Source organism: Chryseobacterium aahli, from assembly GCF_022699665.1.
Taxonomy (GTDB): Bacteria; Bacteroidota; Bacteroidia; order Flavobacteriales; family Weeksellaceae; genus Chryseobacterium; species Chryseobacterium aahli.
The window spans coordinates 395,103-410,035 of record NZ_JALDNB010000002.1 but is presented as its reverse complement, the minus strand read 5'-3'; the positions used below and the strand labels follow the sequence as shown (position 1 = coordinate 410,035).

Annotated in this window: 14 protein-coding genes; 6 read left to right on the top strand and 8 right to left on the bottom strand. The window is 31.4% G+C overall.

Annotation, left to right across the window (positions count from 1 at the left end):
- Positions 1-2: 2 nt before the first annotated feature.
- The 7 genes from MQX03_RS04225 to MQX03_RS04195 form a co-directional block, all read right to left on the bottom strand.
- Positions 3-461 (bottom strand): sterol desaturase family protein, encoded by a 459-nt coding sequence (locus tag MQX03_RS04225; RefSeq protein WP_242801761.1) that lies wholly within the window; start codon positions 459-461, stop codon positions 3-5.
- A gap of 3 nt (positions 462-464) precedes the next feature.
- Complete coding sequence (locus MQX03_RS04220) at positions 465-932, bottom strand: SRPBCC family protein (protein ID WP_242801760.1); 468 nt, start codon at positions 930-932, stop codon at positions 465-467.
- Between the two features lie 28 nt (positions 933-960).
- Positions 961-1,797 (bottom strand): phytoene/squalene synthase family protein, encoded by an 837-nt coding sequence (locus MQX03_RS04215; protein ID WP_242801759.1) that lies wholly within the window; start codon positions 1,795-1,797, stop codon positions 961-963.
- Between the two features lie 11 nt (positions 1,798-1,808).
- Positions 1,809-3,272, bottom strand: coding sequence for a phytoene desaturase family protein (locus tag MQX03_RS04210; RefSeq protein WP_242801758.1), 1,464 nt, complete (start codon positions 3,270-3,272; stop codon positions 1,809-1,811).
- A gap of 1 nt (position 3,273) precedes the next feature.
- Positions 3,274-3,948, bottom strand: coding sequence for a MarR family winged helix-turn-helix transcriptional regulator (locus tag MQX03_RS04205; RefSeq protein WP_242801757.1), 675 nt, complete (start codon positions 3,946-3,948; stop codon positions 3,274-3,276).
- A 182-nt stretch (positions 3,949-4,130) separates the two neighbouring features.
- Positions 4,131-5,486, bottom strand: a complete 1,356-nt coding sequence (locus MQX03_RS04200) for a T9SS type A sorting domain-containing protein (RefSeq protein WP_242801756.1) — start codon at positions 5,484-5,486, stop codon at positions 4,131-4,133.
- Between the two features lie 362 nt (positions 5,487-5,848).
- Entirely contained in the window at positions 5,849-7,258 is a 1,410-nt protein-coding gene (locus tag MQX03_RS04195; protein WP_242801754.1) for a tetratricopeptide repeat protein, read from the bottom strand.
- Positions 7,259-8,086: 828 nt separating this feature from the next.
- Here MQX03_RS04195 and MQX03_RS04190 point away from each other — a divergent pair.
- The 6 genes from MQX03_RS04190 to MQX03_RS04165 all read left to right on the top strand — a co-directional run bounded on the left by MQX03_RS04190 (position 8,087) and on the right by MQX03_RS04165 (position 13,752).
- Positions 8,087-8,716, top strand: a complete 630-nt coding sequence (locus MQX03_RS04190) for a TetR/AcrR family transcriptional regulator (RefSeq protein WP_129536988.1) — start codon at positions 8,087-8,089, stop codon at positions 8,714-8,716.
- Between the two features lie 86 nt (positions 8,717-8,802).
- Positions 8,803-9,888, top strand: coding sequence for a DNA polymerase III subunit gamma/tau (gene dnaX, locus MQX03_RS04185; RefSeq protein ID WP_229984793.1), 1,086 nt, complete (start codon positions 8,803-8,805; stop codon positions 9,886-9,888).
- Between the two features lie 32 nt (positions 9,889-9,920).
- Positions 9,921-10,508 carry a hypothetical protein gene (locus MQX03_RS04180; protein ID WP_242801752.1) on the top strand — a complete coding sequence of 196 codons (588 nt, stop codon included), beginning with the start codon at positions 9,921-9,923 and terminating at the stop codon, positions 10,506-10,508.
- Positions 10,509-10,888: 380 nt separating this feature from the next.
- Positions 10,889-11,971, top strand: a complete 1,083-nt coding sequence (locus tag MQX03_RS04175) for a chorismate mutase (RefSeq protein WP_242801750.1) — start codon at positions 10,889-10,891, stop codon at positions 11,969-11,971.
- Between the two features lie 106 nt (positions 11,972-12,077).
- Positions 12,078-13,004 carry a ribosome small subunit-dependent GTPase A gene (gene rsgA, locus MQX03_RS04170; RefSeq protein WP_242801748.1) on the top strand — a complete coding sequence of 309 codons (927 nt, stop codon included), beginning with the start codon at positions 12,078-12,080 and terminating at the stop codon, positions 13,002-13,004.
- A gap of 331 nt (positions 13,005-13,335) precedes the next feature.
- Positions 13,336-13,752: a nucleoside-diphosphate kinase gene (locus MQX03_RS04165; RefSeq protein ID WP_129536993.1), complete on the top strand. Its 417-nt coding sequence runs from the start codon at positions 13,336-13,338 to the stop codon at positions 13,750-13,752.
- 353 nt (positions 13,753-14,105) lie between these two features.
- On the opposite strand, the gene rpe is transcribed toward MQX03_RS04165, so the two are convergent.
- Positions 14,106-14,756 carry a ribulose-phosphate 3-epimerase gene (gene rpe / locus MQX03_RS04160; protein WP_242801746.1) on the bottom strand — a complete coding sequence of 217 codons (651 nt, stop codon included), beginning with the start codon at positions 14,754-14,756 and terminating at the stop codon, positions 14,106-14,108.
- Positions 14,757-14,933 lie beyond the last annotated feature (177 nt).

Below are 14,933 nucleotides of genomic sequence, written 5' to 3'. Positions count from 1 at the left end.
ATTTACTTTTTATTTTTATTAAAATACATTTTAAAATATTTCACAGGAACCCATAAAAATCCGAAACATTCTCCCATTTCTTTTCCGGTATGCTTGTGATGTTGTTTGTGAGCACGTCTTATCGCCAATAAATAAGGATTTTGGGTGTCTCTGAGAAATTTAAAACGTTGATGAATAAAGATATCATGAACAAAAAAATACGCCATTCCGTACAATGTAATCCCAATTGAAATGTAGAAATAAGCATTGAAATTATTGATTGTTCCGTAATACATCAAAGCTATTGTTGGGATGGCAAAAATGGCAAAGAAATAATCATTTCTTTCTAAGTCTCCTTCGTTGCTGTGGTCATGATGATCTCGGTGAAGTGTCCACAAAAAACCATGCATGATGTATTTATGAACCATCCACGTGATGCCTTCCATGATGAAAAATGTAGCAACAACAATTAGAAAATTCATTATTTATTCTTTTTTAGAATTAAACATTTCTTCCAGAATATTAAAACGGTAACTGAAAATTTGCTCAAGCTTATTTTTTACAAAAAGTTTGTGTGCAATTTCACCTAAAAATCCCATCGGAAGCTCGTAATCAACTGTGTCTCTTATTAAAACACCTTTTTCGTTAGGGATAAATTCATGATAATGATTCCACAATTTATAAGGTCCTTTCAGTTGAAAGTCAGTGAAACTTCTGCGTTGATCGACATGAGTAATTTCAGTTCGCCAATCCATTTTAATGCCTAAAAGTGGAGAAACATAGTAATCGATAGTCATTCCTTCGTAAATCTCGTCGTTTTCTAATTTTGTTCGGACGATGAAATTCATGTCTTTCGGAGTTATTTTAGAAAGATTATTGGCTGATGAAAAGAATTTCCATGCAGTTTCTAGATCACAGTTTAATTGTTGTTCACGTTTAAGTTGGTGTTCCATTTTTTTATTTTAAAGTAAATTTTAGATTCTATAAATAAGAGATTTTGTATTGAACATAACTGCTCATCATCAACGAAAATTTTCTTCCGTTTGAAATTCTGATTCTTTGATTGATAATTTTTTTTGCAGGAGTTCTTTTAATTTTTCTGAATAATGAAATATAATATCTGTAAGCAAGATAAACGCCAAATCTCGCTGAGTTTGGTAAATTTTTAATTCCTTCTAAAGCTTCTTTAAATTCCTGCTGAATATCATTTTCGATATGTTCTTTCACTGTATTATCAAAATACGCGATATCAACATTCGGGAAATAGGTACGCCCCAAAACCTGATAATCATCTTTCAAATCTCTCAAAAAATTGACTTTCTGAAAAGCCGAACCCAATTTCATCGCCGAAGGTTTCAGTATTTCATATTGTTTTTTATTTCCGTTTACAAAAATATGAAGACACATTAAACCCACAACTTCTGCAGAACCTAGAATATATTGTTTATACAAATCAGAATTGTAATCAATTTTCTGAAGATCCATTTCCATACTGTCGAGAAACTGATAAATCAATTGTACATCAATTTCATATTGGTGAATTGTCTCCTGAAAGCACTGTAAAATAGGATTTAAAGAAATTTTTTCTTCCAAAGCCTGATTTGTCTGCTCTCGGAAGCGTGTCAATAGAGTAGAACGGTCAAAATCATGGAAGCTGTCGACAATTTCATCCGCTAGACGCACATATCCGTAGATAGCGTAAATTGAATTTCTAATTTTTGGTGACAAAGCCAAAATACCCAATGAAAAACTGGTGCTGTACTGCTTTGTGGTCTGTTTACTGATCTTGTAAGAGAGATCGTCAAATAGTTTTTTCATAGTATCCTTGGTTATTTAGTGGCTTCGATGGCTGCAATTTTTCCCGAAATAATTGACGGTGGAACTCCTGGTCCCGGAACCGTCAGCTGTCCAGTATAAAACAAATTGCTTACTTTTTTATTTCTTAATGAAGGTTTTAAAACTGCCGTTTGGGAAAGTGTGTTGGCTAATCCATAGGCATTTCCTTCATAAGCATTATAATCTTCTTTGAAATCTTTGATACAATAGCTTTTTTTATAGTCTAATTTTGATTTTAAATCAGATATTTCAGTGTGTTTTTCAAGTCTGAGAATCATTTTATTAAAGTATTTTTCTCTTACTTCTTCACTGTCTTCCAAACCTGTCGCAACCGGCATTAATAAAAATACGTTCTCACAATTTTCAGGAGCGACATTTGGATCAGTCTTAGATGGACAACAAACATAAAATAGTGGTTTTGTAGGCCATTTTTTATCTTCGTAAATTTCGGTGGTATGTAAATCCAGATCATTCTCAAAAAACAAAGTGTGATGTTTCAGATTTGGAATTTTTTCGTTAAATCCTAAATAATAAATTAAACATGAAGGGGCGAAAGTTCTTTTTTTCCAGTAATCTTCCGTATAATTCCTGTATTCTTTCGAAAGTAAACTGTTTTCTGTGTGATGATAATCTGACGATGCGATTATGCTGTCAAATTCAATATCTTTTCCATTCACAGAAACGGCAGTAGCTTTGTTTTGATTGATTTTTATTGAATCTATATTTGAATTTAGATGAAATTGAACCCCTTGTTCTTTCGCTACATCTGCCATTGCATCAATGATTTTTGAAAATCCGCCCATCGGATACCATGTTCCGAGTTTATAACCGCCGTAATTCATCAAACTGTATAATGCGGGAATGTCTTTCGGGGCGGCTCCCAGAAAAATTACTGGGAATTCCATCAACATAATGAGTTTTGGATCTTTAAAATATTTTCTGACAAATTTGTGGAAATCGGATAATAAATCAAGTTTTAAAGCACTCTTAGCAATCTTTGGAGAAACAAATTCGAACCAGGAATGACAAGGTTTGTTGACGAAATCTTTCATCCCGACTTCATATTTGTATTGAGCATCTTTCATAAATTCATCCAGCTTTTTGCCTGCGCCTTTTTCTGTAGATTCAAAAAGATTTTTCATCTCTTCATAATCATGAGGAATCTGCATGTTTCCGTCCGAAAAAACCATTTCAAACTGCGGATTTAGCGGAATTAGTTCAAAAAAGTTTGACGTTTTTTTACCAAAATCTGAGAAGAAGTTTTCAATAATATCCGGCATCCAATACCAGCTTGGGCCCATATCAAAAGTGTAGCCATTATCTGTAACAAATTTTCTTGCTCTTCCACCTAAACTGCTGTTTTTTTCAAATACATGAACTTCGTGACCTTTCTGCGCAGAGTAAGCAGCAGCCGACAATCCTGAAAATCCTGAGCCTATGATTGCTATCTTACTCATATTAATTATTTTCAAATGTAAAATCTCTATAAACGGTGTTTATAAGATCTTTGCTGTCAATATTTTTGTTATAAATAGGATGATGGAAATGATCCAGTTTATTTAAAATCCGAATCAAGTCGATTTTTTCTGAACGAGTAAGATTTCCTGAAACAATTTTTGTAGCCTGACGAATCTTTTCCATTTGATTTTCAAGAGCTTTCAATCCTTTTTCTGTAATGTGAATTAATTTGATTCTTTTATCCTCATCTGAATCATTTTGCTCAATCCATCCTTGTTTCAGAAGTCGATTGATCACAAGATTTCCCACTGGTTTATCGTGAATGTTTTTTTTAATTAAATCGATTTTAGACATTGTCCCAAATGATTTAAGGGTAATTAAATAAATAAAATCTTCCTGAGTAGAAAAGTCAGAATCTGAAATCGCAGACTTTGAATATGTTTTTGCATATCGATTAAGGTGTACTAATAAGGTGCTGATAGCACTTTCTGCGCTTCTTCCATTTTCTTTTCCTTCCCAATCTGTGTCGTTATCTTGTATTGATTGTTTTTTAGATTCCTGATTACAAACCCATGCTTTAAAGCCTTCAATGGTTGAAGGATAATCTGAATTGGTATTATTCAAATTAAATTCCTCGAGAAGAGCTACAGTATCTTTTACTAAATCAAAATTCATTTCATTAAATTTAATTGTTTATAAATATACTATTTTTTAATTTAATAGTTTATTTATGTATTGTTTTCTAGCAAAAATGATTCCATAAAGTGATGATATGATTTATTTTCAAAAAAAATAAGACTCTGCACGCAAAGTCTTATTCTCCTAATTCTAACTAATTCTAAACTATGATATGAAATTTATTTTTTAATGATTTTTTTAGTTGTAATCTTTCCTGTTGATTTTTTGATAGTTACGAAGTAAACTCCTGTAGGTGCGTTTGAAATATCTACTTTCTCAGCATCGTTTTGAGATTTAATTATTCTTCCAACCGTATTGGTAATTTCAACAGATTTTATTTTGTCATCCCCTTTGAAATATATAATTCCTGTAGTAGGATTTGGGTATATAGCGGAAACTTCTTTTCTAGTATCACTTACTGATAAGGCAGATAACGAAATTCTTTTCACTCTTGTTGAACCCTGTGAGTATGCTAAAACCAAGTAATTATTGGTAGAATCTACGAACAAATCATTATAAGTAACCTGTCCATCCGAAACAAAATCTCCTCCTAATGTAGACCAGGTATTTGATGTGCTGTCAAATTTATAAACCGTATTTCTTAAATGATTTCCGTCACTGCTATCCCATTGACTTGCCACAACGTAAGGATTGCCGCTTGAAGTGACGGCAATCGCAAGATGCTGTACAGCCTTCAATGAAAAATTAGCGTTACCAACTTGTGACCAGACAGTACCATCCCATTTTTTTACATTAATTTTTCTTCCAAGAGCAGAAGTAGATATATAAGCTAAATATATATTATTACTGCCATCGATTGCAATATCAGAAGTGTATTGCTCCCCCGAAGACGAAGCATCTACAATCGCACCTCCCAGCATTGTCCAGGTATCTGTAGAGGTTGCAGTAGTTGAGTTTTCATAAACTCTTACTCCACTTAAGACATTACAGGTGTATACTTTATTATTTGTACCGATAACCATCTCTGCAAAAGTAGCACCGCCAGAAAATCCTGCATTTCCCACTTGTTCCCATGTATTATTTACTAATCGTCTTACTGTTCCGGAACCATCTGAAGCATAGGTGAATAAAGTGTTGGTTGGTGATACGGCAGATGCATGATAATTTATGGTATTTGTTGTAGCACTTGTCAAGGGCGACCATGCATTGCCACTGAATTTACGAACCTCTAATCCTGTACCCTGATTAGTATAAAAAACATTTCCTAAAGCATCTATTGAAAGGGAGTTGTAAAGAGCAGTACCTGAAGTTATTCCTGGAGCTCCTCCAAGATATGACCAAGATGATCCATCAAATTTTTGTACAGAACCTTTCGCCACAGAACCATCATAGTATGATAAAAAGTAATTTCCGGAAGCATCAACTACCAAATTATTGTAGCTAGAATTACCTGCAGAGACATTGGCTGATGCACCTACATTTTCCCATTGCTGAGCTTGTAAAGAAATAAAATTTAGAATAACCCCACAGGCTAAGAGTGTTTTTCTAAATGTAAAAAAGGAGTTTTTTTTCATGGTAACAAATTTTAGATTTTTATAATTATTGTATTACTTTTTTTAATTTTCAGGAATGAAAAAAGATGGACAAATCATACATGAAGAATGTTTAACAAATGTATGGTGTTGAATGATGAAACAGGAAAGTTTTGAAGAATTTAAAATGAAATCAGATACTCATTAGATACTCCATGAGCTATAAGCAAGATTGATGATTAATTTGCAATATAGGTTGTGCGAATTTTTAAATAACAATTAAGTTTTTAATTTAAAATAATGTGTCCAAGATCTAATTGTTTTGTAATAAAATATTAATAAAAGAAAGCCATTATCATTTATTAAATGACAATTGCTTTTTACATTGAAAATTTTCAAGCTTATTAAATATTATCTATAAATTGATAAATGTCATCGTTCGCAGGAATTTCCAATTTTTTTCTTAATCTGTACTTTTTATTCTGAACGGTACGAGTTTCTATAAAAGTATACTGAGCAATTTCTTTAGTTGTTAATTTGATTTTCAGAAGTGCACAAAACTCAATTTCAGATTGTTGTAAATCAGGATTTATTTTCAATAATTTATTAGAAAACTGTGGGAAAATATTTTCAAATGCAAATAAAAAAGATTCATCTTTATTTTTCACAAGATTGATGAGATGCTTGTATGTTTCCTGTAAATTGAGATCTTCTGCTTTTTTGCTTTTTCTTTTGTACTTAAAAATAATAAACCCGAAAGTTCCTATAAGAACTGCAAAAGCAATAATCCAAAATACAATTTTTTGAGAATCTTTTTGATTGTCCTCAATTTTCTCTTTTTCAATTACTTTTTGAAGCGAATTGTATTTACTTTGCAAAATATTCAGATCCAATTGCTTTACTTTTTGCTGGTAATAATCTGCACTGTCTTTCTTTCCTGTCTTATTATAAATTTCCTGTAAAGCAGTATAGATATTACTTTTATTGAGTTCAATTCCGTTTTTTTGACTAAAGAAAAGCGCTTTATGAAAATTTGCAATCGAATTTTTGTAGTCACCTCTGTATTTCATTACTTCTCCCAATACAATATGATTGGAAACCATTGCCTTGTCATAAGGAAGTTCTTTTGGCATTAATTTTATAGATTTTTTCACGTAATAATCAGCAGAATCTATATTGTACTGAATGTAAATATTAGCAAGATTTGAATAGTTTAAATATTGAAAATCAGAATATTCCTTAGGATTTTTAAGTTCTTTTCCCGTTGCTATTTCTTCAAGAATTTTTTTTGCGGCCTTTCTCGGCTGTTTGATATCCAAATAAATATTTGAATAACTATTCAGAATATTAGCTTTCGCATAAAATATTTTTTTTGAATTCGATTGATCTTTTTGTAGAATCTCATAAGCATTATTCAAATATATTATCGCCTTATCATGAAAGTTATTAATGGAGTAGGTTTCTGCTAAATAAACATTGGCCATTGCTTCGTAATAGGCATCTTTGAATTCACGGGATTTTTGCTGTAAATTTTCTGAAGAAACAATGAGACTATCTGTTAGATTTTTGCTGTAGAAATAACGACATTTTCTATCAAGTAGCTTCATCTCAGAAAGTGAATCTTTCAGATTGCGTGATTCTATTAATAAAGGTTCTAACTGCTGATAAGCTTTATCAATATTGCTTGTGAATAGTTTTGAATTTGTAGAAATCTTTTGTCTTAATTTTTCTATATGCGCAGATTGCTGGGCTTTTAAAAAAAAACTCGAAGTTAAAATAGAAAAATATATAAATTTCAGCAAAAGCCCTCTCATTCTAGTATATTAGATTATGATTTTAATAGATTTTTGTGAAGTGTGGTGCTAATTTAGTTAAAAATTAAATTTATTTATATAAAAATGCTAGGTAATTCTATTTTAAGTATTAGAAATAAAATATACAACTTAATAATGATGAATCATGTTTTTAAAATTACAGTTCCAATATTTTTAAACTCTGAAACATCATTAGATATGTCTAACTTTGAAATATTATCTTTTAAATCATCATTAGTCAATAAACAATGTTTTATTGTGAAATAGTAAAAGATAATCTATATTTGTATAAAATTTACTTATCAAATTTCATAATCAAATCATTTTTTCGGTATGTAATCAATGATAAACTGAATAAATTGTGTTTTAATTTTTCATGAATGTGGAGTTTTTCGCATTAAATAAATAAAAAAGCACTTTTGAAATTACCTTTGTTTGGTACAGTTTTAGTTACACAAAAAAATATTTGCACATAAGAGATTAATATGTAAATTTACTTAAGCAATTTTCTCAAAATGGTGAATCGTAATTGTTAAATTATAATGATAACTGTTTTTTGATAACTTGCTACTCACACCAGGTAGATTACACTTTTTTATGAAATAAATATTTAGAGTTAAGCCAAATCCAAAACAATATTAATATCGTACTTATTATAAATCTTTTCAAAAAAGCGGGAAATTCCTATAATTTCTACAAGCTTTTTTATGAGAAGAGTAATATTTAAAAAGAAAATGAATAGTCATTTTAGGGTTCAATACTCTTAATTTCCTATTTATTTCGAATTAAAAATAATTAATTGCTTAATGCAGTTTTAAATAATAGACGATGCCTAGAAAAGTTGTACAAGGTCCTATCAGGGATAAAGAGAAAACCAAACAAAAATTGCTTAACGCAGTTGGGAAAATTTTGAAAACTAAAGGTTATTCAGGATTAATGGTTAGTAAAATCGCGGCCGTTGCCGGTTTCGATAAAAAATTAATATACGAATATTTCGGAAGTACTGATAAGCTTATTGACGAGTATATCAGATCTCAGGATTATTGGAGTAGAGTAGACGAAAAAGAGCTGAATGTAGATCTTTCAGACGGTGGTAAGGAGATGTCAAAAATTGCTTTGCTTAATCAATATGAAAGTTTAAGAAAAAACAAAGAACTACAAAAAATTATCGTTTGGGAACTTTCTGAAAACCGCCCTATTCTTAAAAAATTATTCGAACAACGTGAAGAAGTGGGTGAAGGTTTATTCACAAGCATTACAGATCCACATTTCGGTGAAAAATCTGACGAGTATAGAGCGATTACAGCGTTGCTTGTAGCAGGAATTTATCACTTGAATCTCTACACTGCACACAATGGAACGACCTTCTGTGGAATAGACACAAAATCTGAAGACGGTAGGAAGAAAATTGAGAAAGCTATCGTTGATATCATAGATTTCGCTTATCAGAAGAAATAATTATTTTCTAAAATTTTGACTTTGCATACAGCTAAATTTGAAAATTTATATTTTCAAATTAGAACAATATTTCTTACTTTTGGGCTATGGAAAACTTTATAGTATCTGCAAGAAAATACCGCCCCCAACAGTTTGACACCGTTGTTGGGCAATCACATATTACAGATACTTTAGAGCATGCTATAGAAGAAAATCAGTTAGCACAGGCTCTGCTTTTCTGTGGTCCACGTGGAGTAGGTAAGACGACTTGCGCAAGAATTTTAGCAAGAAAAATTAACGAGAAAGACGGCTCTGTTTCAGAAGACGGTTTTGCTTATAATATATATGAGTTAGATGCTGCATCCAATAACTCTGTTGATGATATCCGTGAATTGATTGATCAGGTGCGTTTTGCACCGCAGGTTGGTCAGTACAAAGTGTATATTATTGACGAGGTACATATGCTGTCATCTGCAGCATTCAACGCCTTTCTGAAAACTTTGGAAGAACCGCCGGCTCACGCAATTTTCATTCTTGCAACGACTGAGAAGCATAAGATTATTCCTACAATCCTGTCTCGTTGTCAGATTTATGATTTCAAAAGAATTACAATTCTTGATATTCAGAGTCATTTAAAAGGTATTGCTGAAAAAGAAAACATTAGATATGAAGATGATGCTTTGTATTTAATTGCCCAGAAAGCAGATGGAGCATTAAGAGATGCACTTTCTATTTTTGACAGACTTTCTACGTTTTCACAGAAGAATATTACGTTGGCCAAAGCTGCCGAAGTTCTTAATATTTTAGATTACGATCAATATCTGAAGATTGTAGATTTTGCTAAAGAAAATAAAATTCCTGAAGTTCTTTTTGCTTTTAATGAAATTGTAAAAAGAGGGTTTGACCCGCATATTTTTATTGCTGGTTTAGGAAATCATTTCAGAGATTTAATGATGGCTCAGAATGCTTCAACAATTGATTTAATTGAAGTAGGAGAGCAGACCAAAACGAAATTTGTCGAGCAGGCTCAGAAATGGAATGCCCAGCAATTAATCGATGGAATTGAGATTTGCAATCACGCAGATATTAATTATAAAAATTCAAAGAACCCAAGGCTTACCGTAGAAATTGCTTTGATGCAATTGGCTTCTCTCACTGCAGGTGGAGATGTTGCTAAAAAAAAAAGTTTATAATATTAGCTCCCTTTCTTCATGAAAAGCAGGAAGTGAAATTACCTTCAAAAATCGAAATTGAAGAAAAAAAAGAAGAAGTAATTGTAAAACCTCAGAATACTGAACAGCCATCTGCGGAAATAACTATCAAAACTGCTTCAAAACCTTTATCAAGACCGAAATCGTCATCAGGTTTCAGCATCAATTCTTTTATAAATAAAGAAGAAAAACAAGAAGTTGAAGAAACCGTTGTCGTAGCAAGTGAAAATTTGCAGGAACATCATTTCACCGAAACTGATCTTCAGTCTGAATGGAATCTAATGTTGATGAATCTTCGTGCAAAAGATCCCTTTGTATTTAATGCAATAAAGTCATTCAAACTTGAAAAGATTGATGAGAAATTGATTCAGGTTCAGTACCCGTCAGAGTCTGCAAAAGTGGAATTTGATAAAATAAGTGGCGAATTTTTCAATCATTTTAAAAGAAAAGTAAATAATTACGCAATCAAAATTGAATACAAACAAGATGTTCAAAATCTTAAGATTGAGGTACTTACAACCAAGAAAAAGTTTGAAAGATTTGTAGAGATTAATCCTTTATTAAAAGATCTTGACGATTTAATGAAGTTTGATTTAACTTAATTTTATATCTTTGTCAAATATTTGTGCAGAAAATATCATTTTCCCACAATGTCATTTATATTTAAAAACTAGAAATAGACAATTCTTAAAGATTAAAGTGGAAAAATTATTATTCCCATATCTGTCTAATTTTACACCTGCTAATTTCTTTAGCAGTTATTTTAGTTTTGCTACTATTTATTATAGAAATTTCAGAAACTATTATCGATTTTATTGGTATAGCTAACTAAATTTCTTTCTCAAAAAATTCGGGAAAATCTATTATTTTCCATCCCCAATTTCATTACATTTTTGTACCCATTTTTTGAAAAGAATTATAAATTAACTTTATAAGGCTTTGTCATTGAATATAAAATTTAAATAAAATAATACTTTACAATATGAACTTAATAGATTTAAAAAACGACTGGATCAACGAGTTTCCCCAACCGATGATGATTGCAGGACCATGTAGTGCTGAAAGTGAAGCTCAAATGCTTGAAACAGCAAAAAGAATTAAAGATACCAACGCTCAGGTACCTATTTTCCGTGCAGGAATCTGGAAACCGCGTACGAAACCCAATGGTTTTGAAGGAGTTGGAGTTATTGGATTAAATTGGTTAAAAAAAGTAAAACAAGAATATGGATTTAAAACTGCTACAGAAGTTGCCAATGCGCATCACGTTGCAGCAGCTTTGGAAGCCGATGTTGATATTCTCTGGATTGGTGCAAGATCAACAGTAAATCCTTTTACTGTTCAGGAAATTGCAGAAGCTTTGAAAGGAACTGAAAAAACAGTCTTGGTTAAAAATCCTGTAAATCCGGATCTAGCATTATGGATTGGGGCTTTAGAAAGGCTTTTAGGACAAGATATTAAAAATTTAGGTGTCATTCACCGTGGTTTTTCAACGTACCAAAAGACAAAATACAGAAATAATCCCAATTGGCAGATTGCTTTAGATTTTAAAAGTCAATTCCCGAATATTCCAATGCTAATTGATCCTTCACATATTTGTGGTAACAGAACCGGATTGGCAGATATTACGCAAGAAGCTTTAAATGTTGGTTACCAAGGAGCTATCATTGAATCACATTCTAATCCTGATGAAGCTTGGAGTGATGCTTCTCAACAGATTACGCCTGAAGTTTTAGCTGAATTAATTTCAAACTTAAAAGTAAGAAATTCAGGAATAGCAGGTTTTGATAACGAAATGGGAAGACATAGAACGTTGATTTCTGATCTTGATTTCCAAATGATAGAACTGCTTTCTCAAAGAATGAAAATTTCAGAACAAATAGGAAAGCTGAAAAAAGAAAATGATATCGCCATCTTCCAGCCGGAACGTTGGAAAGTAATTACAGAATATGCCATTCAAAAAGCAAAAGAAACAGGAATGTCTCAGGATTTTATTGAAAAGGTTTTCAAAGCGATTCACGAAGAGTCTATTGAAAAGCAAAATAATATTATGATTGACAGAAAATAAAAAGTAGGAAATAGGTGTAAGGATTTAGAATTGAAAATTGCTTCTTAATAGCTCAAACTAAATCCTTTTACCTAAATCCTAATTCCTTATATTTGCAGTCATATATATGAAAGGAAAAATCATTAAATCTACAGGAAGCTGGTATCAGGTTTTGGAAACAGGAACCGATAAAATTTTTGAGGCGAGAATTCGTGGTAAATTCAAGCTGATCAAAACCAGACTTACCAATCCTCTTGCTGTGGGTGATTTTGTTGAATTTCAATTGGAGCAGGATGATATTGCATGGATTACAAAGATTGATCCGCGTAGAAATTACCTGATCAGGAAAGCTGTCAACCTTTCAAAAGAAGCACACATCATTGCTTCAAACATTGATATAGCTTGTTTTATATTTACCTTAAAACATCCTGAGACATCTTTCGGTTTTCTGGATCGTTTCCTTGCTTGTTGTGAAGCTTACAACATCAAACCACTTATTCTTTTCAATAAAATGGATGTTTTAAATGAAGAAGAAATAGAAGTGGTAAAAGATATTCAGTTTTTATATCAGGAAATTGGATATGACAGTTTAGAAATTTCATCCTATTCTAAACTTAATCTGGAAGATTTACAAGAGCTTCTAAAAGATCAGACTTCTGTATTTTTCGGTCATTCAGGATGTGGTAAATCTACTTTGGTTAATGCGTTGCAACCTGATCTAAATCTACGTACATCAGAAATTTCAGACACACATCTTAAAGGTAAACATACTACTACTTTTGCTCAAATGCATTTTTGGCATTTTGGTGGAAATGTAATTGATACCCCAGGTGTGAGAGAGTTTGCAATGATTGATATTGAAAAAGAAGAAGTACAGCATTATTTTCCTGAAATATTCAGAAAGAGAAAAGAGTGCAAATTCCATAACTGTATGCATATCAACGAACCAAAATGTGCCGTTCTTGATTCTTTAGAGACGGGAGAAATTCAACATTCACGATATTCTACGTATATCAAACTGATGGAGGAGGCTGAAGAAAATTCTCAAAACTAAATTTTACTGCTTTAAAAATTCATTGTGGGTTTGCTTTATTGATTCGAATTGAATCGATAATTTATCTGCGTCTTAATATTTGTATTTTCTTATTGCGAAATGTGTAATAAAATCATTGAATTATTATAAATACAAAACCCAGCCGAAGCTGGGTAAAAACTAATAACCATGAAAACTCAAATTAAACATGAGAATCGAATTAATAGTTGCAATTAGTATGCCAAAGATTGATGTCATATTTCTTAATAAATGTTATTTTGTGTTAAAATTAAATTAAAATTATATTTAGATATTTTTCGTAATTTTGCAGCATTAAAAAATATATACATTTATGTCTAACATTACATTTACTATGATTAAGCCTGATGCAGTTGCTGATGGGCACATCGGAGCTATTTTAGGGAAAATTTCAGAAGGAGGTTTCAAAATCAAAGCTTTAAAATTAACTCAGCTTACTGTTGCTGATGCTAAAAAATTCTACGAAGTACATGCTGAAAGACCATTTTATGGAGAATTGGTTGACTTCATGAGTTCAGGACCAATTGTTGCTGCAGTTTTGGAAAAAGATAACGCTGTTGAAGATTTTAGAACGTTAATTGGTTCTACAAATCCTGCTGACGCTGCTGAAGGAACTATCAGAAAAATGTTTGCTAGAAGTATCGGAGAGAATGCTGTACACGGATCTGATTCTGATGAGAATGCTCTTATCGAAGCACAATTTCATTTTTCAGGAAGAGAGATTTTCTAATCAAAACTCTTAAAAATAAAAAAATCCGGAAATTTTCCGGATTTTTTCGTTTTAAGTAATTAATTGAAATTTTTCTGCCATTTCGTCATCAAAAATATTTCAATCAATCATAATATGATTATAGTTTTTAATTGAAAATAAGAATAAATAATTAAAATTATGTTATCAATTTCGCAAAAATGTTTTGGTATAATTGTTTAGTTTGTGTAGAAACATTGTTATTGTGAAAAATTCTTTGTTTTACGGGTGGTCTTAATCTTAAAAAAATCAGAACTTCACATTAGTTAAAACAAGATAAATTAACATCAAAATAGAAACTAACAAACCTTAGTGCTTTCAAGCAGTTTTTTGATTTATACTTTTAAAAGCTCTATTGTTCTTTCCGGACTTTCGGCTGAAAAAACTGCATTACCTGCAACTAAAACATCAGCACCCGCTTCAAATAATTTGGAAGCATTATCTAAATTTACACCGCCGTCAATTTCGATTAAAGCTGTAGAATTATTGCTTAAAATTAAATCTTTAGTCTCTGCAATCTTCTTATAGGTATTCTCGATAAATTTCTGACCACCAAATCCTGGATTTACACTCATCAATAAAACCAAATCTACATCGGCAATAATATCTTCAAGCATTAAAACAGGCGTAGAAGGATTAAGTACAACACCAGCTTTTGCACCTTTACTTTGAATTAAATTAATCGTTCTGTGAAGATGTGTACATGCTTCATAATGTATAGAAACTAAATCTGCTCCGTATTCAATGAATTCTTCAACATACTTTTCTGGTTCAAGAATCATTAAATGGACATCCACGAATTTTTTTGCGTGTTGCTGAATGGTTTTCATCACAGGAAAACCAAAAGATATGTTGGGAACAAATCTTCCGTCCATTACATCGATGTGTAACCAATCGGCTTGAGAATTGTTGAGCATTTCAATATCTCTTTGCAGATTCCCGAAGTCTGCAGATAATAGGGAAGGAGCGATGAGTTTTGTTTTCATTTTTACTTATATTTCTTTTACTTTTTTAAAATGGATTAACAAATAGAAAATAATACGAAAATATGCCTACAATCAATATCGCTTCTATAATTGCTAGCTTAATATTATTTATTTTCATTACCAATAATCTATCAATGACAAACAGTATTAGTGGAACAATACTTATAATTAATAATG

What these genes read in the sequence shown, in the direction of transcription:
- MQX03_RS04225 (WP_242801761.1), bottom strand. Translation starts at nt 461, where the DNA reads ATGAATTTTCTAATTGTTGTTGCTACATTTTTCATCATGGAAGGCATC.
- MQX03_RS04220 (WP_242801760.1), bottom strand. Translation starts at nt 932, where the DNA reads ATGGAACACCAACTTAAACGTGAACAACAATTAAACTGTGATCTAGAA.
- MQX03_RS04215 (WP_242801759.1), bottom strand. Translation starts at nt 1,797, where the DNA reads ATGAAAAAACTATTTGACGATCTCTCTTACAAGATCAGTAAACAGACC.
- MQX03_RS04210 (WP_242801758.1), bottom strand. Translation starts at nt 3,272, where the DNA reads ATGAGTAAGATAGCAATCATAGGCTCAGGATTTTCAGGATTGTCGGCT.
- MQX03_RS04205 (WP_242801757.1), bottom strand. Translation starts at nt 3,948, where the DNA reads ATGAATTTTGATTTAGTAAAAGATACTGTAGCTCTTCTCGAGGAATTT.
- MQX03_RS04200 (WP_242801756.1), bottom strand. Translation starts at nt 5,486, where the DNA reads ATGAAAAAAAACTCCTTTTTTACATTTAGAAAAACACTCTTAGCCTGT.
- MQX03_RS04195 (WP_242801754.1), bottom strand. Translation starts at nt 7,258, where the DNA reads ATGAGAGGGCTTTTGCTGAAATTTATATATTTTTCTATTTTAACTTCG.
- MQX03_RS04190 (WP_129536988.1), top strand. Translation starts at nt 8,087, where the DNA reads ATGCCTAGAAAAGTTGTACAAGGTCCTATCAGGGATAAAGAGAAAACC.
- dnaX (WP_229984793.1), top strand. Translation starts at nt 8,803, where the DNA reads ATGGAAAACTTTATAGTATCTGCAAGAAAATACCGCCCCCAACAGTTT.
- MQX03_RS04175 (WP_242801750.1), top strand. Translation starts at nt 10,889, where the DNA reads ATGAACTTAATAGATTTAAAAAACGACTGGATCAACGAGTTTCCCCAA.
- rsgA (WP_242801748.1), top strand. Translation starts at nt 12,078, where the DNA reads ATGAAAGGAAAAATCATTAAATCTACAGGAAGCTGGTATCAGGTTTTG.
- MQX03_RS04165 (WP_129536993.1), top strand. Translation starts at nt 13,336, where the DNA reads ATGTCTAACATTACATTTACTATGATTAAGCCTGATGCAGTTGCTGAT.
- rpe (WP_242801746.1), bottom strand. Translation starts at nt 14,756, where the DNA reads ATGAAAACAAAACTCATCGCTCCTTCCCTATTATCTGCAGACTTCGGG.